Here is a 22,556-nt window from a genome sequence, read left to right as displayed (position 1 = left end):
CCCATATCACAACCCCAGCACATCCGTCATCGCATAGCGCCCTGCTGGCCGTTCCATCAGCCATTCTGCCGCCCTTAACGCACCGCGCGCAAACAGCGCGCGGTTTTCGGCGCGGTGGGTGAGTTCCAGCCGCTCATGCTCGGTGGCGAACAGGACCTGATGCTCGCCCGCGACCGAGCCGCCGCGCAGCGAGACAAGGCCGATATCGCCCGGCTTGCGTGCGCGGGTGATGCCCCCAAAACCTCTGGCCCGGCCGCGGTCGCTGATATCGGCGAGGTCCGCTCCGCGTCCGTCTGCCGCCGCTTCGCCGAGCAGCAGCGCGGTGCCCGAGGGGGCGTCAACCTTGTGGCGGTGGTGCATCTCGGCAATCTCGATATCCCAGTCCTCGCCCAGCCGTGCCGCTGCTTCGCGCACCAGCCAGGCGAGCAGGGTGACGCCGAGCGAGGTATTGCCGGTTTGCAGCACCGCAATCTCTTCGCTGGCGCTGTCGATCAGCCAGTGATGCCGCTCCTCCAGTCCGGTGGTGCCGATCACCATCGGCGTCGCCGCGGCGCGCGCGGCATCGAGACTGGCCTCGAGCGCTTGTGGCGCGGAAAAATCGATCAGCACGTCAGAGGCCTCGGCCAGCGCCGCCAATGTATCATTGCCATCACCGGCATCGACACCGCCGGCATAGCCATAAGCGGCTTCGGCAATGGCGACCTTCAATGCCTCGCCCATCCGCCCCTTGCTGCCGATAATGCCGATACGAATATTGGTCATAGCTTTGCCCTTTTCTCAGCCCCATAACCGTTCGGGCTGAGCTTGTCGAAGCCCTGCCTTGCGCTTTTTTCCAGGCTTGTCAAAAGAGAACAGTCCTTCGACAGGCTCAGGACGAACGGAGCATGGAATGCGTGCCATCAACAATATCGTGATCCTCACCGGTGCCGGGATCAGCGCCGAAAGCGGTGTGGCGACCTTTCGCGGGCCCGATGGTCTGTGGGAAGGGCACCGGGTCGAGGATGTCGCGACGCCCGAGGCCTTTGCCCGCAATCCCGTCATGGTGCAGCGCTTCTATGATGAACGGCGCGCGAAGCTGGTCACGGTCGAACCCAATGCGGCGCATCAGGCGCTGGCGCGGCTCGATCGTGAATGGTCGGGTGAATTGCTGCTGGTGACGCAGAATGTCGATGACCTGCACGAGCGCGGCGGCGTCGATCCGGCCGGGGGCGGGCGGTTGCTGCATATGCACGGGTTGCTGAAAAGTGCCTGGTGCCTTGCCTGCGATGCGCGCAGCGCGTGGGCGGGGCCGCTGATCGACCAGCCGGCCTGTCCGGCTTGCGGCGCGCCCGCGCTGCGCCCGGATATCGTCTGGTTTGGCGAGATGCCCTATCATATGGAGACGATAGAAGGCGCGCTGGCCCGTGCCGATCTGTTTGTCTCCATCGGCACATCGGGCGCGGTTTATCCTGCTGCCGGTTTTGTCCAGATGGCGCGCGCTTATGGAGCCAGGACGCTCGAGCTTAATCTCGAAGAGTCGGAAGGCTCGCATCTGTTCGACGAAAGCCGTCGCGGTCCAGCGGGCGTGCTGGTGCCCTTATGGGTTGAGGAGATGCTGGGCGGTTGAGACTGTTACAGCCCGAATTCGACGCTGATAATCTTCCAGAAAATCCACAGGATCAGCAGCGCATAAGTCAGCCAGGTGCCGATCACGCCGAGGCTGCGACCGAGCGGCGGCTTGCTCGGTTCGGTCTGCTGGTGGATGCCGACAATGTGCGCCGCGCGCGAGGCGAGGAACAGCACCGCGATGCCGGTCAATATCCAGTGATTGGCGGGCACCATTTCGAGAAGGGCGATCATGATCACCGCCATCGGCGCATGTTCGACCAGATTGCCATGAGCGCGCATCGCCTTTACCAATTCTTCGACCTTGCCATCGCCAAAGGGGGTGCCGGCCTTGAAGCGCTGGCGCACGGTGGAGATGGCGGTGGCCAATATCATGATCGCCAGGATCGCGGCGGTGAGTGCGGTTACGGGTAAGGTCATATCGGACGCCCCCTTTCTCGAAAGTGATGATCGCACCGGACTATCCGGTATTTTCGTTGGCGTCGCAAGGCTGACCACAAGTCCGGCAGTCCGGGTCGGGATGCAGGGTGATGCTGCGCATCGCCATGGTGCGGCCATCGACGACCTGCAGGCTGTTCGCCGGGCGCGTGCCGAAGCCGGTAATCACCCGCACCGCCTCCACCGCCGCCATGCAGCCGATCATCCCGACCATCGCGCCGAGCACGCCATTTTCGGCACAGGTGTCGCAATCATCGCTGTCAAAAGCGTCGCCGACAAAGCAGCGATAACAGGGCTGATCGGGCAAATAACCGCGAAACACGCCGAGCTGGCCCTGAAACTGGCCGATCGCCGCAGAGACCAGCGGCACCCGGCTGGCAACCGCCCAGTCATTGATCGAAAGCCTGCTGGCAAAGCTGTCCGTGCCATCGATCAGAACATCAGGAAGTTTTTTCTCGTTCCATCCATGCTGCGCGGTAAACTTTTTATTATAATGAATAATTTTTGTTTCAGGGTGCAATTGCTGCAGGTGTTTTGCTGCACATTCGGCCTTGGGCATGCCAATGTCGGAATCGCCGAAGAGGATCTGCCGCTGCAAATTGCTGTCCTCGACAACATCATCGTCATAGATGGTGATCCGGCCGATGCCACCGGCCGCGAGATAGGCCAGTGCCGGGCAGCCAATACCGCCGGCACCGATGACCAGCACATGGGCATTGGCGAGCAGCGTCTGCCCGCGCCCGCCTATATCGGGCAGGATGATCTGGCGCTGATAGCGATCGAGCTCGGTATCGGTCAGTTCTCTCATGCGCGCTATATAGGTGAAGGAGACGCGCTATGCGAACCTGCCTGTGATGTGATCAGCTTTCCAGCTGCTGCAACAGGCTGCGGACATCGCCGTCCATATCGCTGTCGCGGGTGCGCAAATCCTCGATCAGTCGCACCGCATGGATGACGGTGCTGTGATCGCGGCCGCCGAACTTGCGACCGATTTCAGGATAGGAGCGCGGCGTCAGAACCTTGGCGAGATACATCGCTACCTGGCGCGGACGCACCACGGCGCGGGCGCGGCGCTTGGACGCCATTTCGCTGCGGTCGAGCTTGTAGAACTGGCACACGGTGCGCTGAATCTCGTCAATGGTGACCCGGCGGCGATTGGCGCTGAGAATATCGGTGAGCTGGCTTTCGGCGACGCTGAGCGACATGGGTTGGCCGGTAAGCTGGGTATAGGCGATCAGCTTGTTCATTGCGCCGACCAGCTCGCGCAGGTTGCGGCTGATGGTGCGGGCAAGGAAATCGATCACCTCCTCGGTCAACGGCGGCGGCTCCATGCCGGCAATGCGATGCTCGAGGATTTTGCGCCGCAATTCGACACCGGCAGGAGCGATATCGGCGACCAGCCCCATGGAGAGGCGCGACAACAGTCTCTGGTCAACGCCATCCAGTGCCTGGGGTGCACGGTCGGAGGCGAAGACCAGCCTTTTGCCTGCGGTCATCAGCGCGTCGATGGTGTGGAGGAACTCCTCCTGGGTCGAATTCTTGCCGATGATGAACTGGATGTCGTCGACCAGCAGCATGTCGAAGCTGCGCAGCCGGTTCTTGAACTCCATCACCTCGTTGCGCCGCATCGCCGAGACGAATTCGATCATGAATTTTTCTGCCGAGCAATAATAGATGCGGGCACCGGGCATGTTCTCGGCGAACAGATTGGCAATGGCGTGCATCAAATGGGTTTTGCCCTGGCCAGTCTGCGCCTTGATGTAGAGCGGGCTGAATTGCGGCTTGTCGCGCGCCGCCATGCGCTCCCCGGCATTGCGCGCCAATATGTTGTTCTCGCCGACGATGAAGTTGGCGAAGGTCATGTTGCCGTCAATGCCCGAGGCGCCGATCTCGCTCGAGTCGGCAGTGACCGCAAATTCCTGCGGGATCGCTTCGACCGGTGGTTCTCCCTGAGCGGTGCGGACACGCTGCATGCGGTCGAGACCGGGCTGGGCGATGATCTTGACATGGCGCACATCGGGGCGCGCGATCTTCCATGCCAGGCTCAGCCGGTCGGCAAAGCGGTCATTGACCCAATTGGCGGAAAATTCCGAAGGCAGACACAATTCAAGCGTACCAGTCTTGGCGCAGAACCGTCCCGGTGTAATCGGGCGAATCCACTGGCTGTGCTGCTGGGCACCAATATCCTTGCGCAGTCCGGCGCTGATATCCTGCCAGTCGGCGAGCAGCTCCTGGCTGCAGACTTCATTCTGCGCGGAGTCGGTCTGGCCTGTATCGCTTTGGGAAGTTTCGGCGCGGCTGGAATTGCGTTTCTGTGCGGTGCCGTTTTCGGTCACCATCACGTCCGCCATTTCGCCCCTGTCTTGTGCCGCTGTGCCCATCAGACTGTATATCCTTTCCGCTTGCTCTTCCCACTTTCAAACGGCGGATATATGTCCCCCTTCTCATTGGCAGTGCCAATTGCCCGACGGGATATATCCGCAGCACCCACTTTCGGCAGACACGGCTTTGCCATACGCCATTGTGACGCCGCAGGTTTATAAGCTGAAAACAGCTTGCCCTGCTTATGCGCGCAAAGGCCCCTCGCGCAGGCAAAAGATACCTCAGGAGTGCGGACAAGCCGCTCTCCATAGTGTATGCATTATGTAGTGCGGAAGTGACGGAAAGGTCGATGTCCGCCGCTTCATTTGTGACACTAAACAGCGGTCGGCGAGTCGAGCAAGGGTGGCGCGGTAAAAAAACTGAAATAATGAATATTGACTCGACCTAAGATATGGAAAAACCACCATTAGCTATTCAAGGTAATGATTTTATTGTTCTTTTTTTCGCATGCCCTAAACAAGCAGGTGCGAATCGCGAGAAAAGCTAGGCTTGGCCGTCACATGGCGTGCGCAAAATATGACAAAGTCGTCACGAAAATGTCAAAGTGGATTTACCTCACGGCATGGTCACGTGACACGCTATCGGATCGCAACTTCGATCACGATGATCCGCTAGCCTATTTGCTGGCCTTGGCGGCGGTCATATTTTCCGGTCACGAGGCGTTGGTTACCCAATGAAAAAGGCACGGCGTGATTACACCGTGCCTCGAACCTGTAGTACCGACAGGTGCTGCAGGGATCAGCTCAGTGCAGCGACCCTTTTGGTCAGGCGCGAGAACTTGCGCGCTGCCGTATTCTTGTGCAGCACGCCACGGGCGACGCCGCGAGCGATTTCCGGCTGCACGGTCTTGAGAGCCGCAACGGCCTGTTCCTTGTCGCCGGCTTCAACGGCAGTCTCGACCGCCTTGATGTAAGTGCGAATCCGGCTCATCCGGTTGGTGTTGATTGCCGCGCGGCGATTGTTGCGGCGGATACGCTTGCGTGCCTGTGGCGTGTTGGCCATAAATTCCTCGATCAATCTGCGTGAAACGGCGGCAACTGGGTCATCGCCCGTTCCGCGAAAGTGCGGCGCTTAGCCGGAGCATGGAGATTCGTCAACACTTAACGCCGACTTTATCGTTGGCAATGCGGGCAATAAAAGGTGGAGCGGCCCGACTGAACGATGCGCCTTATGGTGACGCCGGGGCGTCCGCAGGGGCACGGTTCACCCTCACGACCATAAGCACGCCATTGGGTCGAGAAATAGCCGAGCTCGCCATCGGGCCTGGCATAATCGCGCAAGGTGGAGCCGCCATCGGCTATCGCCTTTTCCAGCACCAGCTTGATCGCGTCCACCAGCGCGTTGATTCGCTGCCGCCCGATAAAGGCGCCTTTGCGATTGGGCGATATGCACGCGATATTGAGCGCCTCGCAGACATAGATATTGCCCAGACCGGCGACCACATGCTGATCGAGCAGCAGCGCCTTGACCGGCCGCATCCGTCCGGAAAAGGCGGCAGCCAGATACGCGCCGTCAAAGTTGTCGCTCAAGGGTTCGGGCCCCATTTTGGCGAAGGCGGGAAAGTCGCCCAGTGTTTCTGTAGTCACCAGATCGACCGAGCCGAAGCGGCGTGGATCATTCAGCGCCAATTGGTGCCCGCTATCGGTCTCAAGCAGCAAATGGTCATGTTTGTCGGGTGTTTCGGGATCGATGCGCCAGCGTCCGGACATGCCGAGATGAAAGATCATGGTATCGCCGCGGTCGGTGTCGATAAGGCCATATTTGGCGCGGCGCGAAAGCCCGGTCACCGTTGCGCCGGTCATTCGCTGGCGCAAATCTGCAGGGATTGGGTGACGCAGATCGGCGCGGCGTGGTATCACGCTGGTCAGACGCACGCCATCCAGCACAGCTGCAAGGCCGCGCACGGTGGTTTCGACTTCAGGTAATTCAGGCATAAAGGACCGCTCTCATTATTTCGCCTTAACAGGCTTTTTATTGCAGGCAACAGCCTCTACATGGAGCGGATGACACAGACTGATCGAGAGACCGTTTCCTTTGGCTATCAGGATATTGATGCCAGCGAGAAGGAGGGCCGTGTAGGTGCCATCTTTTCCGGTGTTGCAGACAAATATGACATCATGAATGATGCGATGTCTGGCGGCACGCACAGGCTATGGAAGAATCAGCTTGTACGCCGGGTCAAGCCACAAGCCGATGAAGACATATTGGATATGGCCGGCGGCACGGGCGATGTTGCATTTCGGCTGGCCAGATCGGGCGCACGCGTGACGGTTGCGGATATCAACCAGGAGATGCTTGATGTCGGGTTGGAACGGGCGGTCAAACGTGGTGAGGATTCGCTGGTCTGGTCACGTCAGGATGCTGAAGATCTGGCCTTTCCCGATAACAGTTTTGATGCCTATACCATCGCCCTTGGTATTCGGAACGTCACCCATATCGATCGGGCATTGAAAGAAGCCCATCGGGTCTTGCGCTATGGTGGTCGTTTTTTCTGCCTCGAATTTTCAACCACACAATGGCCGGGTTTCAGTGAGATTTATGATCTTTACTCGCATAATATCATGCCGAAATTGGGTAAATTGATTGCCAATGATGAAGATAGCTATCGCTATTTAGTGGAGTCCATTCGTCGTTTCCCAACCATGCCCGAATTTGAGGCCATGATCCAAGAGGCGGGCTTCTCGCAGACGCGTGTAGAACCGATTATGGGCGGTGCTGTTGCTATCCATAGCGGCTGGAAGATTTAACGCAGCGCCGGATTACCGATGACCCGCCCGACAACGCATATTCTTCGCCTGCTGAAATGGGGGCGCATATTGGCACGGCATGGCGCGCTGCGCGGGCTGGAGGAATCGCCGACCACGCCGGCACCGGTCAAGCGTCTGTGCCGCATCGCCCGTTTCGGCACCATCCAGCCCAGGACGCCCGATTATGCCGGGGCCTTTCGCGCCATCGGTCCGGCAGCGATCAAGCTGGGGCAGACCTTGGCGACCCGGCCCGATCTGGTCGGCGAAGAGGCCGCGCGCAATTTACAGGAGTTGCAGGACAAGCTGCCGCCGGTCGCCTATGACGAGATTGTTTGCGAGATAGAGGCCGGGCTTGATGGCCCGCTCGACGAATTTTTCAGCCATGTTGACCCGGAACCTGTAGGGGCTGCGTCGGTTGCGCAGGTGCATCGCGCGGTCACCATCGATGGCCGCGATGTCGCGATCAAGGTGCTGCGCCCTGGCGTGCGGCGCAAATTTGCGCAGGATATCGCCACCTATGAATGGGCCGCCGCGCATGTCGGTGCCATGGGCGGTGAGGCGGCGCGGCTGCGTCCCGAACTGGTGATTGCCAATTTCAAGCGCTGGACCAATACCGAGCTCGATTTGCGGCGCGAGGCGGCCAGCGCCTCGGAACTGGCGGCGGCGATGGAAGCGGAGCCGGGCTATACCATTCCCGAGATTGACTGGGACCGTACCTGCGGCACGGTGATGACGCTCGAATGGGTGGACGGCATCAAGATATCGCGCGTCGATGAACTGCGCGCCGCCGGTCATGACCTGCCGGCTCTGGCCAAGCGGCTGGTGCTGGCCTTTCTCAAACAGGCCATCGCCTCGGGCTTCTTCCACGCTGACATGCATCAGGGGAATTTGTTCGTGAAAGCCGATGGCACCATTGTTGCCATCGATTTCGGTATCATGGGCCGCATCAATCGCCAGGCGCGCTATTGGCTTGCGGAGATTCTCTATGGTCTGACCACGGGCAATTACAAGCGCGTTGCCGAGATTCATTTCGAGGCGAAATATGTCCCCGATTATCACAATGTCGACGAATTCGCGACGGCGCTGCGTGCGGTGGGCGAGCCGATGCGCGGCAAGCCGGTGAATGAACTCAGCGTCGGGCAGATGCTTGACGGGCTGTTCGCTATCACCCGTGATTTCGACATGCAGACCCAGCCGCATCTGTTGCTGCTGCAAAAGACGATGGTGATGGTCGAGGGCGTGGCGACGGCACTCGACCCGGAAATCAATATGTGGGACACATCCGGTCCCTATGTCCGTTCATGGATACGCGATGAGCTGGGTCCGGAATCGGCGATTGCCGATCGTATCAACACCGACCTGTCAACGCTGATGCGGCTGCCCGACCTGATCCGCCGGATCGAGGAGAAATTCCCTGCCAAGGGCGGCGCGCCAGAACCACCGCCTGTGCCCGATATCCCGCTGATCTGGGAGCAGCGTGGCGATCCCGGTCGCGGCAGCCTGTGGCGTTATGCGTTGATTGCGATGATCGCCGGCGGCGCCGGAGCCACAGCGATGTGGTGGTTCGGCTGATTATGTCTGCCGCTGCACCCGTAGTCCGATCAGCAGCAACACCACTGTCATCGCTTCGACTGCCATCGGTGGATAGGGCGCGATCCCGGCACCGTCGACAACAAGGCTGAAAGCGCGACCGCAAAAAGTGATACCGAGGATTGCAATCGCGACCCAGTAGAGCATTGGACGGTTGGTCACGGCGCCCCAGAGCATCGTGCCGCCAGTAACCAGAAAATAGGCAGTAAAATCGGCGCGCAGGCTGGCCAGACCCTGGGCCCCGATCGGGCTCAGGGCGAAATCCGCACCGGACTCGACCGGGTTCAGCAGGAAAGACCCCGCGAGAAACAGATATAACAGGCTGAGCAGACCGATAAGGCCGCGCATAATGGCTGACATGAACACCCCCGGATTTTGTATCAGCCTATAGTGTGCCTGCCGTGCTGCCAAGGACGCAGCGTCATGGCTGGTCCTGATTGTCTTCATCGCCTTCGCCGCTGTCGTCCTCGCCTTCATCCCCGGGTTCGGGTGTCTCGCCCGATGTCGCGCGGCGAATTTGCCAGATACCACCGATGACCGCGACGATGAAGGCCACCACCGCCCACCAGAAGTCCTCGAGCAGCTTGAACAGCTGGGTGTACCAGTCGAGGTCCTCGACGGTGCGCTCGCGCTTGCGGCGGCGCTGTTCCTCTTCGGAAATGGTGATCGTCACCTTGACCAGGTTGCTGGGATAGCGCTCGAGCACGGTTCCGGTCTCGGACAATATGTCGATCTGAGCCGAGAGCGGATGCTCGCCTTCGCGCTGTGGCGTCACCTGCCATGACCAGACGCCGAAGGATGCCCCGCCCATGGCCTTTTCAATCGGTTCCGTCGGGTCGATGGCAAAGGCATTGCCGATCAGCCGGATGCGCACCTTGGCGCCGATGGCAATGGGGGCCACTGCGGTATCGGCATCGCCCAGTGCCTGACCGATCACCGCATCGCGCTGATCTTCGGGACCGATCGCCAGACGGACATCGGTGGGTTGTCCCTTGACCATGTTACGCGGCGGGTCGAACGCGGCAACGCCATTGGCCAGCGCCGCCTTTTCCTCGCGATATTGTTCGCATTGCTCGCGCGTGGTGCGTCGGCGCACGACATCGCAATAGATTTCGCCCATTCTGAGGCTATAGGCGACAGGAGTCCCAGGCTGGTCGTCTTCTGCCCCCTCTTCGGACCCGCTTTCCCCACCTTCGTCGCCTTCCTCGGCATCGCCTTCGGCGGCGTCGCCCGCGGCTTCATCGGCATCAGCGGGGTAGTCGTCATCAAAGTCGTTCGACGGGGATGCCAGCACCGTTTCTTCGGATGGCGACCGTTGCGGTGCGTCACAGCCTGACAGAATGAGACTGGCCAGCACCGCCAGTCCTGCAACACTCAGCCCGTTTTTGATCCCTCCATATGTGGTCATGATCTGCTCCTCCCCTGTGAGACTCGCCATAAACCCGCAATTTACATCGCCTGTATAGCATGAAAGCGCCGTTTACCCGGCTTTCGCTTCGGCAAAGATGGATAGACAGCCATGCAAGGTGGTGCCAGATACGGGACATGACAGAAGATTCTGCTTCCCGGTCGCAACATATATTGCTGATTATCGGCGGTGGCATCGCCGCTTATAAGGCGTGCGAGCTGATCCGGCTGATCCGCAAGGCGGGCATGACGGTGCGCTGTGTTCTGACCGAGGGTGGAGCGCATTTTATCACCCCGATGACGCTGGCAGCGCTGAGCGAGAATGAAGTGTTCACCACGCTCTGGGATCTCAAAAACGAAACCGAGATGGGGCATATCCAGCTCAGCCGCGAGGCCGATCTAATTGTTGTGTGCCCGGCCACGGCGGACCTGATGGCCAAGATGGCGGCGGGTATCTCCGACAGTCTGGCCACCACAGTGCTGCTCGCCACCGATACGCCGGTGATGGCGGTCCCGGCGATGAATGTCCGCATGTGGCACCACGCTGCGACCCAGCGCAATGTGGCGCAATTGCGCGCGGATGGGGTGACGGTGCTTGATCCGGATGAAGGCGCGATGGCCTGCGGCGAATATGGTGCAGGAAGATTGCCCGAGCCGGAATTTGTGATGGGGGAGATCGGGAAAGCCCTCACAAAACCATTTGCCGGGAACACGTCCAGTCCTCTGACCGATCAACCCGCCTTTGCCGCCACGGCCCACCGCCCGCTGCATGGTCGGCATGTGCTGGTCACCGCCGGGCCTACGCATGAGCCGATTGATCCGGTGCGCTATATCGCCAATCGCTCCTCCGGGCGGCAGGGTTTTGCCCTTGCCGCCGCCGCCGCCGAGGCCGGTGCGCAGGTAACATTGGTCGCCGGGCCGGTGACGCTGGAGACGCCACAGGGCGTCACCCGCATCAATATCGAAACCGCGCGCCAGATGCAGGCGGCAGTGGAACAGGCATTGCCAGCGGACATTGCGATCATGGTCGCTGCTGTTGCTGACTGGCGCGCTGCGGATCAGGCTGAACAGAAGATCAAGAAAAAGGGCGGTGCTCCAGAGCCACTGCCGCTGGCCGAGAACCCGGATATTCTTGCTGGTCTCGCCGGCCATGATCAGCGCCCCGGCCTGCTTATAGGTTTTGCTGCCGAGACCGAAAATGTCATCGCCCATGCCCAGGCCAAGCTGGCGCGCAAGGGCTGTGACTGGATCATCGCCAATGACGTTTCGGGGGATGTTATGGGCGGTATGTCGAATAGCGTCCATATCGTTCGCAGTGACGGCGTAGAAAGTCTCGACACATTACCCAAGGATCAGGTTGCGCGCCTGCTTGTCGAAAGGATTGCTGCAAGTCTATGATATATGTCGGTGCGCGCTGGCTCTTGGCGGTGCTTTTTCTCTGTCTTTCATCGCTGGCTTATGCTTCGGATGACGCGGCGCAAGGCAGTGAGCTTTACACGAAAAGCTATGGCAGCGAAGAACAGGATGATACCAAAACCCTGATTTTTGTGCTCCATGGCGACGCCCCCTTCGCGCCGCCTTCTTATCATTATGCCTTTGCCCGGAAAGCGGCAGAGCAAATCCCCAATAGCCGTATTATTGCGATTCTTCGTCCCGGTTATAGTGACGGCCTTGGCAATCAGTCAGCGGGTAAGAAGGGCATGGCCACCGGCGACAATTACACCGCTGATCGCATCGCTGCCATTGCTGAAGTCATCGCTGCAGAGCGTCAAAAATATCCCGGCTCTGATGCTGTTATTGTTGGTCATTCCGGCGGTGCGGCGATTGCGGCCAATCTTGCCGCGCTTTATCCGCAGCTTGTTGATTCTGCGCTGCTGGTTTCCTGCCCCTGTGTGTTGGATCAATGGCGCGAACACATGCTTTCCATTGCTCCTGATGCGCCATTTGATCAGCCTGTTACGAGCATCAATCCGCTCAACATGGTGGAAAGGATCAACCAGGACAAGCGGATCACCATTATGGTGGGGGAAGATGACCAGGTGACACCGTCATCCTTATCGAAGCTTTATTATGATCGGTTGAAACAGCGGAGTGTAGCCGCACATTTTTTCGTGCTGGCGGATAAGGACCATGAAATGCTGAACAGTTGGGAAGTCTTATCGATGCTTACATTGCTGGTGGGAAACCATGATTGAAATCAAACTGAAACGCTTGTCCCATGGCGAGGGCCTGCCACTGCCGCAATATGAAACGCCGGGGTCCGCCGGCATGGATGTGCGTGCGGCGCAGGACGTCATCATCCCGCCCGGCTCGACCGCGCTGGTGCCGACCGGCTTCGCGATTGCCGTGCCCGATGGCTATGAAGTGCAGGTGCGCCCGCGTTCCGGCCTCGCCCTGAAACACGGCATTTCGGTGCCCAATACGCCGGGGACAATCGACAGCGATTATCGCGGCGAGCTGGGCATCATCCTGATCAATCTCGGTCGGGTCGATTTCCTTGTCGATCGCGGTGAGCGCGTCGCCCAGATCGTTGCCGCCCCGGTGCAGCGGGCAAGGATGGTCGAGGTCGACGAACTGGACGAGACCGAGCGCGGTGCCGGTGGTTTCGGCTCGACCGGAACCTAAGAACCTGTATGGCGTTGGACGACAAACGGGGACATATTGCTGCGAACAGCCGGAGAGACACTATGCTGAACATGACCAAACCCGCCACATCCATATCCACTGCCATCAAGTCCGCATTGGCTCTTGGGTTGATCATGGCCATGCCGCTTTCCGCGCCGCTCCATGCTGCCGGCTCGAGTTCCGGCCCAAGCCGCAGCGCGCCGCAATATGATGCCGCTGCCGAATATCAGAAGGGACTGGCCGCGCTCGAAGCGGAGGACTATCGCGAGGCGGAAAAAGCATTGAAGCGCGTCATCCGCGTCTCGCCTGAAGATGCCAATGCGCAATATATGCTGGGTGTCACCTATATGCGTAGCGGTGATTTTAAAAAGGCGCTGAAGCGTCTGGAAAAGGCGATTAGATATGCGCCGGGCATGATCATCGCGCATCGCGATCTCGGCATCACCTATGTCCGGCTCGACAAGAATGGTGATGCTGAAGCCACGCTTGATCGCCTCAATGCTCTGAAGGCTGACTGTGCCGGAAGCTGCAGCGATGCCGCAGCGCTGGATGAAGCCATTGCCGCCATCAAGGGCGCCATGAGCGGTGCTGCCGTCAGCCGCTACGGCCCGGATGTGACACAGCTGGCCGATGCCGCCAGCGGCGATGCGCTCTATTCCGCAGCCATCGGCCTGATCAACCAGCAGCGCTATGCCGAAGCGCTGCAAGCGCTTGAACAGGCGGCGCTGGCCTTTGGCCCGCATCCCGACATTGTCACCTATCAGGGCTTTGCCAACCGCAAGCTCAAGCGGCTGGCCGCGGCGGAATATCATTATAACCGCGCGCTGGCCCTGGCACCCGATCATCGCGGTGCCTGGGAATATTATGGCGAACTCAAGCTGGAGCGTGGTGACATGGCAGGTGCAAAACAGCATCTGGCGAAGCTGGAAGATCTGTGCAGCTTCGGCTGTTACGAGGCCGATGAGCTGCGCCGCTGGATCGTCGAGGTCGAGGCGCGGTCATCCGCCAGCTAAGCATTATTATTGCAGGACTGGCGGCGCTGGCGCTGCTGTCCGCCGCCACCGACACGCTGCCCTTGCGGGCGATGCAGTGGCTCAAGGTCGATGGTGGCGCGGATGCCATGGTCGCAGCGGTCAATTATGATCCCGGTGTCTGCCTATCCAATGGCGCTTCGCTGCTCGCAAAGGAAGGGGCACTATTGTTCCGCAACCCGACACTGCTTGGCGGGCAGGCGAGCAAGGCGCGGCTGTCCTGCGCCAGTTGTCATGTCAATGGCGGCGACAATCCCCATTTCCATTTCCCGGGCGCTTCCGGTGCGTCCGGAACAGCGGATGTCTCGAACAGCTTTTTCAGCGCCGCCGGGGGCAATGGCATATTCGATCCGGTTGCCATTCCCGACCTGTCGCAACCGGGCAAGGTGTCGCGCAGCGAACCGGGTGAGATGGAAGCGTTTCTGAAAACCCTGATCGTCACCGAATTTGCCGGAGCCGAACCGGACAGCCGGACGCTCAGGGCACTGGCCGAATATATTCGGGCGCTGAAATCCTGCAATGATCTGACTTCCGCTGAAAGTCGAATGCAGCATGGCCTCACTGCTGATCTGATGCTAGTGGAAATGGCGGCAGCGCAGGCAGAACTGCGCATCCAGACCGGAGATAGTGAAAAGGCCCAGCTTATGGTCGCCGGCGCGCGCGACATACTCGGCCTTGTCCATGAACGTTTCGCGGGGGATGATCTGGCCGAAATGCGCGCTTCCATAGAACAGGCAAGCATCACCCTGAAAGCCGCCGCGCAGGAAGCAGCAGAGGGCCGCCGCAGCGTCGCCTTTTATCTATGGCGGCAGAGATTTGCGGATCTGCGCCGGCGGCTTGAGCAAAGGGAAGGCCGATCGCTCTATGATCGCGAGCGCCTGCGCGCCGCGCTCGACTGATCGCCATCATCGTTGTTGCGCCGCAGCATGGGGCGCTGTATAGGCGCGGCCAAAGCATGCCCGGGCGCAATATTCTGCCGGGCCGCACACTCTCTCGATAAGGCCTGTCCCCATGTCCAACGCCTCGCTGCGCAATATCGCCATCATCGCCCATGTCGACCATGGCAAGACCACGCTGGTCGACCAGCTGTTCCGCCAGTCGGGTACCTTTCGCGACAATCAGCGGGTGGAAGAGCGCGCCATGGACTCCAATGATCTGGAGAAAGAGCGTGGCATCACCATCCTCGCCAAATGCACCAGCGTCGAGCGCCCCGACAGTGAGGGCAAGCCGGTGCGCATCAACATTGTCGACACGCCGGGGCACGCCGATTTCGGCGCCGAGGTCGAGCGCATCCTCTCCATGGTCGATGGCGTTATCCTGCTCGTCGATGCCGCCGAAGGACCAATGCCGCAAACGAAGTTCGTTACCGGCAAGGCATTGGCGCTGGGCCTCAAGCCGATTGTTGTGGTCAACAAGATTGATCGCCCCGATGGTCGGCCGCAGGAAGTGCTCGACGAATGTTTCGACCTGTTCGTCAATCTCGGGGCCAATGACGAGCAGCTCGATTTTCCGGCACTGTTCGCCTCGGGTCGTTCGGGCTATGCCAATCTCGATGCCGATGCGCGCGATGGCGACCTGTCACCGCTGTTCGATACCATTATCGATCATGTGCCCGCCCCCGATGTCGACAGGGACGCGCCGTTCAGCTTTTTGGTGACCTTGCTCGACCGCGACAATTTCGTCGGGCGCATCCTCACCGGACGCATCGCCACCGGTACGCTCAATATCAACGACCCGATCCGCGCGCTTGATCGCGAGGGCAATCAGGTAGAGGCCGGGCGCGCGACCAAGATCATGGCGTTTCGCGGGCTTGAACGGGTGCCGGTGGAAACGGCTTCGGCCGGCGATATCATCTCGCTGGCGGGCCTGACCGTCGCCACTGTGGCCAACACCATCGCCGCGCCCGAAGTCGACACGCCGATCGCAGCCCAGCCAATCGATCCGCCGACGCTGTCGATGCGCTTTGCCGTTAATGATAGCCCCTTTGCCGGGCGCGAGGGCGACAAGGTTACCAGCCGGATGATCCGTGACCGGCTGATGCGCGAGGCGGAGAGCAATGTTGCCATCCGCATCACCGAGAGCGCCGACAAGGACAGCTTCGAGGTTGCCGGACGCGGCGAATTGCAGCTTGGGGTGCTGATCGAGACAATGCGCCGCGAAGGTTTTGAGCTTGGCATCAGCCGTCCGCGTGTCCTGTTCCGCGAGGATGAGGTGGGCAACCGCACCGAGCCCTATGAGACCGTCGTCATCGATGTTGATGATGAGCATTCGGGCACCGTGGTCGAGAAGATGCAGCTGCGCAAAGCCGAGCTGACCGATATGCGGCCCTCGGGCGGTGGCAAGACCCGCATCACATTCAGCGCGCCGTCACGCGGGCTGATCGGCTATCATGGCGAGTTCCTTTCCGATACCCGCGGCACCGGCATCATGAACCGGCTGTTCGAGAAATACGGGCCGTACAAGGGAAGCGTTGCCGGGCGGCCAAATGGGGTTCTCATCTCCAACGGCACCGGGGAGAGCGTCGGCTATGCGCTCAACGCGCTGGAAGAGCGCGGCGAGCTGTTTATCGGCTCGGGTGTGCCGATCTATGAGGGCATGATCATCGGCGAAAATGCCAAGCCGGAAGACCTTGAGGTCAACCCGATGAAATCGAAGCAGCTCACCAATTTCCGCTCTACCGGCAAGGACGATGCGATCCGGCTGACCCCGCCGCGGCTGATGAGCCTTGAACAGGCGATTGCCTATATTGACGATGACGAGATGGTCGAGGTGACCCCCAAATCGATCCGCCTGCGCAAGGTCCATCTCGACCCGCATGAGCGCAAGAAAGCGGCGCGGAAGAAGGATGCGGCATAGCGCACCCGGTGCACTGGTATAATCCGCTGCAAATGCTATTCAGAACCTGAATTTGACACTCAAGGAAAGGCAATAATGATGGAATGGATGATCATGCCCCTGAAACGCTATGCCGATTTTCAGGGCCGGTCGCGGCGCAAGGAATATTGGATGTTCTTCCTGCTGATCATGATCGCTGCCATTATTGTCGCCATAATCGAGAACGCTCTTGGTCTCGGCATAGGAACATCGACATATGAAAGCGATGGCTACAACGCCAATTACAGCGCGAATTACGATGGGGGGCCGCTATTGTGGCTATTTGTCCTGGGGATCATGATTCCGAGCCTTGCCGTACAGGTGCGGCGTTTTCATGATCAGGATAAATCGGGCTGGTTTGTACTGCTGGGATTTATTCCGTTGGTGGGCGGCATCATTATTCTGGTGTTCATGTGCCTTGAGGGAACGCGTGGCCCCAATCGCTTCGGCCCCGATCCCAAAGGCGCCGGTGGCGATGTGGAAGAGGTATTTTCCTGATCTGCCTCGCTGCGGCATGGCAGTTGACCATTTAGGGGTCGCAGAATCGTCACGATATGCTTAGCGTTTTCGCTACAGTCCCTTACTCAGCCCCCGGAGCAAATATATGAAGAACAGTGACACGCGCCGTCAGACCGAAACCACCGATTCAGTAACCCTCAAGCGCAGCTGGTCTCCGCCGGCACTCACCGAGCTGGAGGTTGACATGCTGGCGATTGAGGGTGCTCTTGGTGGAGGAATTGATGGCATGGGAGGTGAGACCGGCGACAGCTGATTATTGGCATAGACTCTTTCTGCCACAGGTCGGCCGATAATGCGTCCTGACCTGCCATCGCCGATTACGCTCAACCTGCAGCAGCGTCTGACGCTTTTGCAGGCGATTGCCACCCCTTCGACAAAGCAGAAATGGCAGATAATCGATCTGTTGTTGCGTCTCGACCGGTTTGACGAGGCTGTCGCACTTTATCGGAACATCGGCGAAGCCAATACCACAGCCGCGACACAGCTTCTGGCTGCAAGAGCCCTGCGCGGATCTGATACCCTGGATCATCAAGCAGAAGCGGAAACGCTGTTGCGCCATCTGCTCGACCGGCCCCTCGACGACGCGCTGCAATCGCGGGTGCTGGTCGAACTTGGCGATATCCTGCGCCGACGCGGCGATTATGATGCGGCCAGCGAGCGGCTGCTCGATGCGCTGGCAATTGATCCGACCTATTCGACCGCGATCCGCAAATATGCCGTGATCCAGGCCGATACCGGCAACTTTGCCGCTCTGCTCGCCCAATCCGAGAAGCTGATCGCCAAAGGGGGACGGCAACCGCGGTTGGTGGCAAGCTATGTTACTGCTCTGGCGGCACTTGGGCGCGAAGATGAAGCCCGGGCGATCCGCGGTGAAGAAACATTGTTGCGCCAGACATCGCTGGAACCACCAGAGGGATTTGCCGATCTGGCCGCGTTCAACGACCGACTCAATGATGAACTGAAGCGCCATCCGTCGCTACGCTATGAAAATTCCCTGCGTGCCAGCAGCAATAGCTGGCGGATCGACGAACTCTATATGCGCAACGGCCCGATGGTGAAGCGGCTGCTCGACCGGATCGCCGATATGGTGGAAGATCATCTGCGCGCACTCGCGGATTTGCCGCCGCACCAGTTCTTCGAAGAGCGGCGTCCTGAAACCGCGCGCATTTCTCCCTGGGCGGTGCTGACCGGAGCACAAGGCCATGAGAAATGGCATGTGCATGCCGATGGCTGGATCAGCGGTGTCTATTACAGCGCGGTGCCCGAAACGATAGTACATGGCACGGACAAGGCGGGAGCTATCGGCTTTGGCTGGTCGGAACGCTTGCTGGGGGAAGGGGCATCCGAGAAGCTGGGTGAGAAGATTATTCATCCGGCACCAGGCATGCTGCTGCTGTTCCCGTCCTGGCTACATCACCGCACATGGCCGCATGGCCTTGAAGAAGAGCGCATCTGTATTTCGTTCGATATTGTGCCGTCCCGCAAGTAAAGTTGCGTGTTAACGGCTGTTTGACACTCCCCTGTTACACACAATCCTTCACAGCGTGAGGGGCCTGTAATGCATTGGTTTATCCTGCCGTTCCGGCGTTATGCAGAATTTTCGGGCCGTTCGCGGCGGCGGGAATATTGGTGTTTCCAGCTGCTCAACCTGGTTGTCACTTTCGCGCTGATCGCGCCGATCCTGGCGTCGCTGATGTCCATAGTGGCAACCAGTGGCGAGATGGGTTCCTTTTCGAGCCGAAGCCAATCCTATGTCCAGCTGGCGGATGCAAGCGCCGCAGTGGGAAAGCGCAAATGCGAACCCTTTTGCTCCTCGCCCGCGCCGGATGCGCCTATCGGCCCTGCACAGAATGTGTTCAACGACAGCAGCTTCGACGATGGCGGCCTTGGCGACGATGCGCTGACCGAATTGCTTGTCGGATCGACCAGTATTTTCCTGCTGGCGATCTGGTGGCTTGCGACCTTTATTCCCAATCTGGCGGTAACCGTGCGTCGGCTTCACGATGTCGGCTTTAGCGGCTGGTATCTGCTGCTCTATTATGGACTTACCATGTTGCCTTTTGTCGGCGGTATTGTCGCGATCATCTTTCTGGTGGTTATGTTCATGCCGGGTCAGAAGGGGGACAACCGATATGGTGGCGATCCGAAATCCGCGGATAATTACGAAATGGTTTTTGCCTGAGTCGCTGCTGGTCAGATGCGCCTTGCAGCCTGGCTGCACAGCGCATAAACAGCCTCGCATCATCCAGTAGCGAGTTTGTTCCATGACCGATAATGCGTCCGACATTCCCCCCGATCGCCTCGCCGTGCATCCCGGCAGCCCTCATTATGATCCGGAAAAGCTGGGCCGTGGTATCGGCATCCGCTTCAAGGGCGAGCGCAAGACCACAGTTGAGGAATATTGCATTTCCGAGGGCTGGATTCGGGTGCAGGCGGGCAAGACGCTCGACCGCAAGGGACGTCCGCTGACGATCAGGATCAACGGTCCGGTCGAAGCCTGGTACGAAGATCTGGGCGATGACGCCCCGGTGGCCAAGGCCGGCTGAGCGTCCTTACTCGGCCGTGCCGATATCCAGTTTCCCGAGCAGTTCGCCCAGCGGATCGGTGGGCTCTGCCGGAGTCTGTGGCTCGCGCGTAGTGGCGGTATAAATCCGTTGCGGGTTATCGGGCCGGGATGTGGCATCCGGAATCATTCCGGGCGGTGCATTGTAGATAAAGCCATGCACCGGATAGCGTGTAGTGCCGAGGTCATTGATCGGTGCATACCATACCCGCACCTGTGACCAGTCATTGGCGGGCGATACGTCAACAGCTCTGACATCGCGCTCAATCTGGCCACGCCGACCGTTGATCGGCGACCAGTTGGCATGGTCGAGCAGGATGGTGCGATCATCGACAATCGCGCTGACCGTGGCGACATGGCCAAGCCGCATCCGCCCGATGGGACGGAAAGCCAGCACCGCGCCGACCGCTGGTTGATTGCCCCGGGCATAGCGCCCGCCTGCCTGGTGCCACCAGGTATGGGCATCGCCATAGATGCTGATGCCCGACTGCTGGCGCGCATAGGGCACGCATTGCAGATAGCCGTCACCATTGGCCGAGACAGGCGCGGCGAGCGCGACCATCATCAATCCTGTAGCAATAGCTGTAGTGCGCGCCCGAAAGACGGTACGCCGGTAAAACTGTTTCCCCATGACGATGATCTTAGTCCAGGACCGTTAAAATCCGGCAAACCGGGAGCGGCGGGCTGGGCGGCGATTGGGACAGGGAGAAGGATTGGCACTGCCGGTGTAACGAGCCGGGGCTGCTCTGCGAATGACCTGTTAATTCAGGAGATAGTAAACATGAACAGAATTGCTCTCACTTTCGCTGGTGCATTCGCCTTTCTCGCCCTCGGTCCGACGGCGCAGGCTGCGGTACCTGTCAGCACTACAAAGTCTTTTGCCGTGCCGGTCGTCGATATTGCGCCCGGCGCCACCCAAGTCGAGGACAAGTCGGAACTGCGCCGTGGACGTGGTATCCGAGGTGGCCGTCGCATAGCGCGGGGCCGTAGTTTTCGCGGACGCGGCTTCAGGGGACGCGGCTTTCGCGGGCGTCATTTCCGCAAGCGCGGCTTCCGTAAAGGCTTCAAAAACGGCTTTGTCTATCGCGGGGGTATCCATCATCGCGGTTTCCATCGCCGGGGATTCCATAAAGGCCTGAAAGGCAGGGCTTTCAAAAGAGGCTTTTAACCCGGGGGCATCATTGGCGGGCGGTACGTCCTCACTCTGCCGGTCAAGGCATGGGCGGAATATTATTCATGGCTTGCTTACCATTTACGGTTAAACTGGCAGTCATGGACAATATTCCGCCCATGGCAGACGATGCGCGGCAGCCCTTGCGGCTGTCCGAAGGGGATTCCGGAAAGCATCGCAAAGGTGATCCGCGCCCGCAAAGTGCCGTCGGCCATGGTGTCGGCATTGCCGGCCTTGCCGGGCTGGTACTGTGGATCATGATCGCCCGCAATTTCGGAGCCGTCATGACCATGCTGGGCATCGGCCCGGAACTGTTCGGTATGACATTCCTGCCAGAGCGTGCCTCGGGCCCCTATTCGGCGCTGATGGCGACGATATTCTGTGGTGTGGCGATGGTCGTCTGGTCGCTGCTCGTCGACAAGGTGCACCGCCGTGCTTCTACCGGTATCGACTGGTCGGCTCCCCGCCCGGTGTCCGAAGTCATGGACATCAGCCAGATCAAGCTCGCCGGGCTATGGGCGACCTGGGCGATCATAGCCGCCATCTATGCCATTTCACGCTGGTATTGGGCCGGGCAATATGTGTTCTCGATGGAGGTGTTCACCACGCTGGCACCGCTGCTGTTCATCGGGTCGATCCCCTATGTTATCTGGCTCGATCGCTATCTGGTCGAACCGAAGGACGGCGCCTGGCATTTTGGCGCGATGCTCTGTGGCCAGGCGGGATGGGATCGTGAAGCGATTGCCAACCATGCGCGCAGTTGGCTGGTCAAGGGCTTCTTCCTCGCCTTCATGATCTCGATCGTGCCCGGCGGTTTTGCCGATATCGTGCAGCTGCGTCTGGCTGATATCATCGGCAACCCGGTGCTGATCGCACATTGGCTGATCATTGCCATGTTCGTTGTTGATGTGCAGTTTGCCACCGTCGGCTATATGCTGACGATGAAGCCGCTCGATGCGCATATCCGCACCGCCAATCCCTATCTTGCCGGCTGGCTGGCGGCACTGATCTGCTATCCGCCGTTCATCCTGATGGGTGATGGCGGCCCGCTCAACTACCATGTCAATACCGCCGACTGGGCCTATTGGTTTGCCGGCAATACGCCGCTGCTGATCGTCTGGGGGGCGGCGCTGGTGTTCCTGACCGCTGTTTATGCCTGGGCCACGGTCGCCTTCGGCTTGCGCTTCTCCAACCTCACCCATCGCGGCATTCTGACGCATGGTCCCTATGGCTGGACCAAGCACCCGGCCTATCTGGCGAAAAATCTCTATTGGTGGCTGGCGACGCTGCCATTTCTCACCACCAGCGGTTCGTTCACCGATATGGTGCGTAATACGGCTTTGCTGGCGCTGGTCAGCGGCGTGTATTACTGGCGCGCCCGTACCGAGGAAAAGCATCTTATGGCTGATCCCGATTACGCCGCCTATGCCGCTTGGATGGACCGCAATGCCATGATCCCACGCAGCATCAACGCGCTGGCTGGTCGGCTTGTCGGCTGGCGCAGGCCGCAGCCGGTTGCGCCGCAGGGAAAACCCGATAGCGGCAGCGCCACAGACGATGTCGCCCCGGCGGAATAGGCTTTAATCAGGACATGCCAAATCAAA

26 protein-coding genes are annotated in these 22,556 nt (G+C 59.7%); 16 read left to right on the top strand and 10 right to left on the bottom strand.

Annotated features, from left to right (window positions below):
• Nucleotides 1-6: 6 nt before the first annotated feature.
• Nucleotides 7-762: a 4-hydroxy-tetrahydrodipicolinate reductase gene (gene dapB / locus AAFX04_11505; GenBank protein MEO1046056.1), complete on the bottom strand. Its 756-nt coding sequence runs from the start codon at nt 760-762 to the stop codon at nt 7-9.
• Nucleotides 763-889: 127 nt separating this feature from the next.
• Here dapB and AAFX04_11500 point away from each other — a divergent pair, with 127 nt between their 5' ends.
• Entirely contained in the window at nt 890-1,606 is a 717-nt protein-coding gene (locus tag AAFX04_11500; protein ID MEO1046055.1) for an NAD-dependent deacylase, read from the top strand.
• A gap of 5 nt (nt 1,607-1,611) precedes the next feature.
• On the opposite strand, the gene AAFX04_11495 is transcribed toward AAFX04_11500, so the two are convergent.
• The 3 genes from AAFX04_11495 to dnaA are packed head-to-tail and all read right to left on the bottom strand — an operon-like array spanning nt 1,612 to nt 4,424.
• Nucleotides 1,612-2,025, bottom strand: coding sequence for an MAPEG family protein (locus AAFX04_11495; GenBank protein ID MEO1046054.1), 414 nt, complete (start codon nt 2,023-2,025; stop codon nt 1,612-1,614).
• A gap of 40 nt (nt 2,026-2,065) precedes the next feature.
• Nucleotides 2,066-2,851 carry a HesA/MoeB/ThiF family protein gene (locus AAFX04_11490; GenBank protein MEO1046053.1) on the bottom strand — a complete coding sequence of 262 codons (786 nt, stop codon included), beginning with the start codon at nt 2,849-2,851 and terminating at the stop codon, nt 2,066-2,068.
• A gap of 52 nt (nt 2,852-2,903) precedes the next feature.
• Nucleotides 2,904-4,424, bottom strand: coding sequence for a chromosomal replication initiator protein DnaA (dnaA, locus tag AAFX04_11485; protein MEO1046052.1), 1,521 nt, complete (start codon nt 4,422-4,424; stop codon nt 2,904-2,906).
• Nucleotides 4,425-4,847: 423 nt separating this feature from the next.
• On the opposite strand from dnaA, the gene AAFX04_11480 reads away from it, so the two are divergent.
• Nucleotides 4,848-5,102 (top strand): hypothetical protein, encoded by a 255-nt coding sequence (locus AAFX04_11480; protein MEO1046051.1) that lies wholly within the window; start codon nt 4,848-4,850, stop codon nt 5,100-5,102.
• 61 nt (nt 5,103-5,163) lie between these two features.
• Here the strand turns inward: AAFX04_11480 and rpsT are convergent, their stop codons facing one another.
• Both rpsT and mutM read right to left on the bottom strand, forming a co-directional pair.
• Nucleotides 5,164-5,427: a 30S ribosomal protein S20 gene (gene rpsT, locus AAFX04_11475; protein ID MEO1046050.1), complete on the bottom strand. Its 264-nt coding sequence runs from the start codon at nt 5,425-5,427 to the stop codon at nt 5,164-5,166.
• Nucleotides 5,428-5,537: 110 nt separating this feature from the next.
• Nucleotides 5,538-6,359: a bifunctional DNA-formamidopyrimidine glycosylase/DNA-(apurinic or apyrimidinic site) lyase gene (gene mutM / locus AAFX04_11470; GenBank protein ID MEO1046049.1), complete on the bottom strand. Its 822-nt coding sequence runs from the start codon at nt 6,357-6,359 to the stop codon at nt 5,538-5,540.
• A gap of 69 nt (nt 6,360-6,428) precedes the next feature.
• Between mutM and AAFX04_11465 the strand changes: the two genes are divergently transcribed.
• Together AAFX04_11465 and ubiB are read left to right on the top strand one after the other, a co-directional pair.
• Nucleotides 6,429-7,172: a class I SAM-dependent methyltransferase gene (locus tag AAFX04_11465; protein MEO1046048.1), complete on the top strand. Its 744-nt coding sequence runs from the start codon at nt 6,429-6,431 to the stop codon at nt 7,170-7,172.
• 18 nt (nt 7,173-7,190) lie between these two features.
• Entirely contained in the window at nt 7,191-8,744 is a 1,554-nt protein-coding gene (ubiB, locus tag AAFX04_11460) for a 2-polyprenylphenol 6-hydroxylase (protein ID MEO1046047.1), read from the top strand.
• Here ubiB and AAFX04_11455 read toward each other — a convergent pair whose 3' ends face one another.
• Together AAFX04_11455 and AAFX04_11450 are read right to left on the bottom strand one after the other, a co-directional pair.
• Nucleotides 8,745-9,122, bottom strand: a complete 378-nt coding sequence (locus AAFX04_11455) for a hypothetical protein (protein ID MEO1046046.1) — start codon at nt 9,120-9,122, stop codon at nt 8,745-8,747.
• A 61-nt stretch (nt 9,123-9,183) separates the two neighbouring features.
• On the bottom strand, nt 9,184-10,170 hold the full coding sequence (locus tag AAFX04_11450) for a hypothetical protein (GenBank protein MEO1046045.1): 987 nt from the start codon (nt 10,168-10,170) through the stop codon (nt 9,184-9,186).
• A gap of 137 nt (nt 10,171-10,307) precedes the next feature.
• Between AAFX04_11450 and coaBC the strand changes: the two genes are divergently transcribed.
• The 11 genes from coaBC (at nt 10,308) to AAFX04_11395 (ending at nt 19,764) form a co-directional block, all read left to right on the top strand.
• Entirely contained in the window at nt 10,308-11,567 is a 1,260-nt protein-coding gene (gene coaBC, locus AAFX04_11445) for a bifunctional phosphopantothenoylcysteine decarboxylase/phosphopantothenate--cysteine ligase CoaBC (GenBank protein MEO1046044.1), read from the top strand.
• Nucleotides 11,564-12,364, top strand: coding sequence for an alpha/beta fold hydrolase (locus tag AAFX04_11440; protein MEO1046043.1), 801 nt, complete (start codon nt 11,564-11,566; stop codon nt 12,362-12,364). The genes coaBC and AAFX04_11440 overlap by 4 nt, the downstream gene beginning before the upstream one ends.
• On the top strand, nt 12,357-12,794 hold the full coding sequence (dut, locus tag AAFX04_11435) for a dUTP diphosphatase (GenBank protein ID MEO1046042.1): 438 nt from the start codon (nt 12,357-12,359) through the stop codon (nt 12,792-12,794). The genes AAFX04_11440 and dut overlap by 8 nt, the downstream gene beginning before the upstream one ends.
• 71 nt (nt 12,795-12,865) lie before the next feature.
• Nucleotides 12,866-13,807: a tetratricopeptide repeat protein gene (locus AAFX04_11430; protein MEO1046041.1), complete on the top strand. Its 942-nt coding sequence runs from the start codon at nt 12,866-12,868 to the stop codon at nt 13,805-13,807.
• 71 nt (nt 13,808-13,878) lie between these two features.
• Complete coding sequence (locus AAFX04_11425; GenBank protein MEO1046040.1) at nt 13,879-14,724, top strand: hypothetical protein; 846 nt, start codon at nt 13,879-13,881, stop codon at nt 14,722-14,724.
• A 112-nt stretch (nt 14,725-14,836) separates the two neighbouring features.
• A complete protein-coding gene (gene typA / locus AAFX04_11420; GenBank protein ID MEO1046039.1) occupies nt 14,837-16,681 on the top strand; it encodes a translational GTPase TypA in 1,845 nt (614 codons plus the stop codon).
• A gap of 78 nt (nt 16,682-16,759) precedes the next feature.
• Nucleotides 16,760-17,197, top strand: a complete 438-nt coding sequence (locus tag AAFX04_11415) for a DUF805 domain-containing protein (protein ID MEO1046038.1) — start codon at nt 16,760-16,762, stop codon at nt 17,195-17,197.
• Nucleotides 17,198-17,303: 106 nt separating this feature from the next.
• Nucleotides 17,304-17,471: a hypothetical protein gene (locus AAFX04_11410; GenBank protein MEO1046037.1), complete on the top strand. Its 168-nt coding sequence runs from the start codon at nt 17,304-17,306 to the stop codon at nt 17,469-17,471.
• A 39-nt stretch (nt 17,472-17,510) separates the two neighbouring features.
• Nucleotides 17,511-18,707: a putative 2OG-Fe(II) oxygenase gene (locus AAFX04_11405; GenBank protein ID MEO1046036.1), complete on the top strand. Its 1,197-nt coding sequence runs from the start codon at nt 17,511-17,513 to the stop codon at nt 18,705-18,707.
• 69 nt (nt 18,708-18,776) lie between these two features.
• Complete coding sequence (locus AAFX04_11400; protein MEO1046035.1) at nt 18,777-19,400, top strand: DUF805 domain-containing protein; 624 nt, start codon at nt 18,777-18,779, stop codon at nt 19,398-19,400.
• A gap of 82 nt (nt 19,401-19,482) precedes the next feature.
• Entirely contained in the window at nt 19,483-19,764 is a 282-nt protein-coding gene (locus AAFX04_11395; protein MEO1046034.1) for a DUF3297 family protein, read from the top strand.
• Nucleotides 19,765-19,770: 6 nt separating this feature from the next.
• Here AAFX04_11395 and AAFX04_11390 read toward each other — a convergent pair whose 3' ends face one another.
• Both AAFX04_11390 and AAFX04_11385 read right to left on the bottom strand, forming a co-directional pair.
• Nucleotides 19,771-20,346: a CHAP domain-containing protein gene (locus AAFX04_11390; protein ID MEO1046033.1), complete on the bottom strand. Its 576-nt coding sequence runs from the start codon at nt 20,344-20,346 to the stop codon at nt 19,771-19,773.
• A 195-nt stretch (nt 20,347-20,541) separates the two neighbouring features.
• Nucleotides 20,542-20,883 carry a hypothetical protein gene (locus tag AAFX04_11385; GenBank protein ID MEO1046032.1) on the bottom strand — a complete coding sequence of 114 codons (342 nt, stop codon included), beginning with the start codon at nt 20,881-20,883 and terminating at the stop codon, nt 20,542-20,544.
• A gap of 188 nt (nt 20,884-21,071) precedes the next feature.
• Here AAFX04_11385 and AAFX04_11380 point away from each other — a divergent pair, with 188 nt between their 5' ends.
• Complete coding sequence (locus AAFX04_11380; protein ID MEO1046031.1) at nt 21,072-22,529, top strand: isoprenylcysteine carboxylmethyltransferase family protein; 1,458 nt, start codon at nt 21,072-21,074, stop codon at nt 22,527-22,529.
• Nucleotides 22,530-22,556 lie beyond the last annotated feature (27 nt).

Source organism: Pseudomonadota bacterium (genome assembly GCA_039818985.1).
Lineage (GTDB): Bacteria > Pseudomonadota > Alphaproteobacteria > Sphingomonadales > Sphingomonadaceae > Alterisphingorhabdus.
This window is presented reverse-complemented; position numbering and strand designations above follow the sequence as displayed.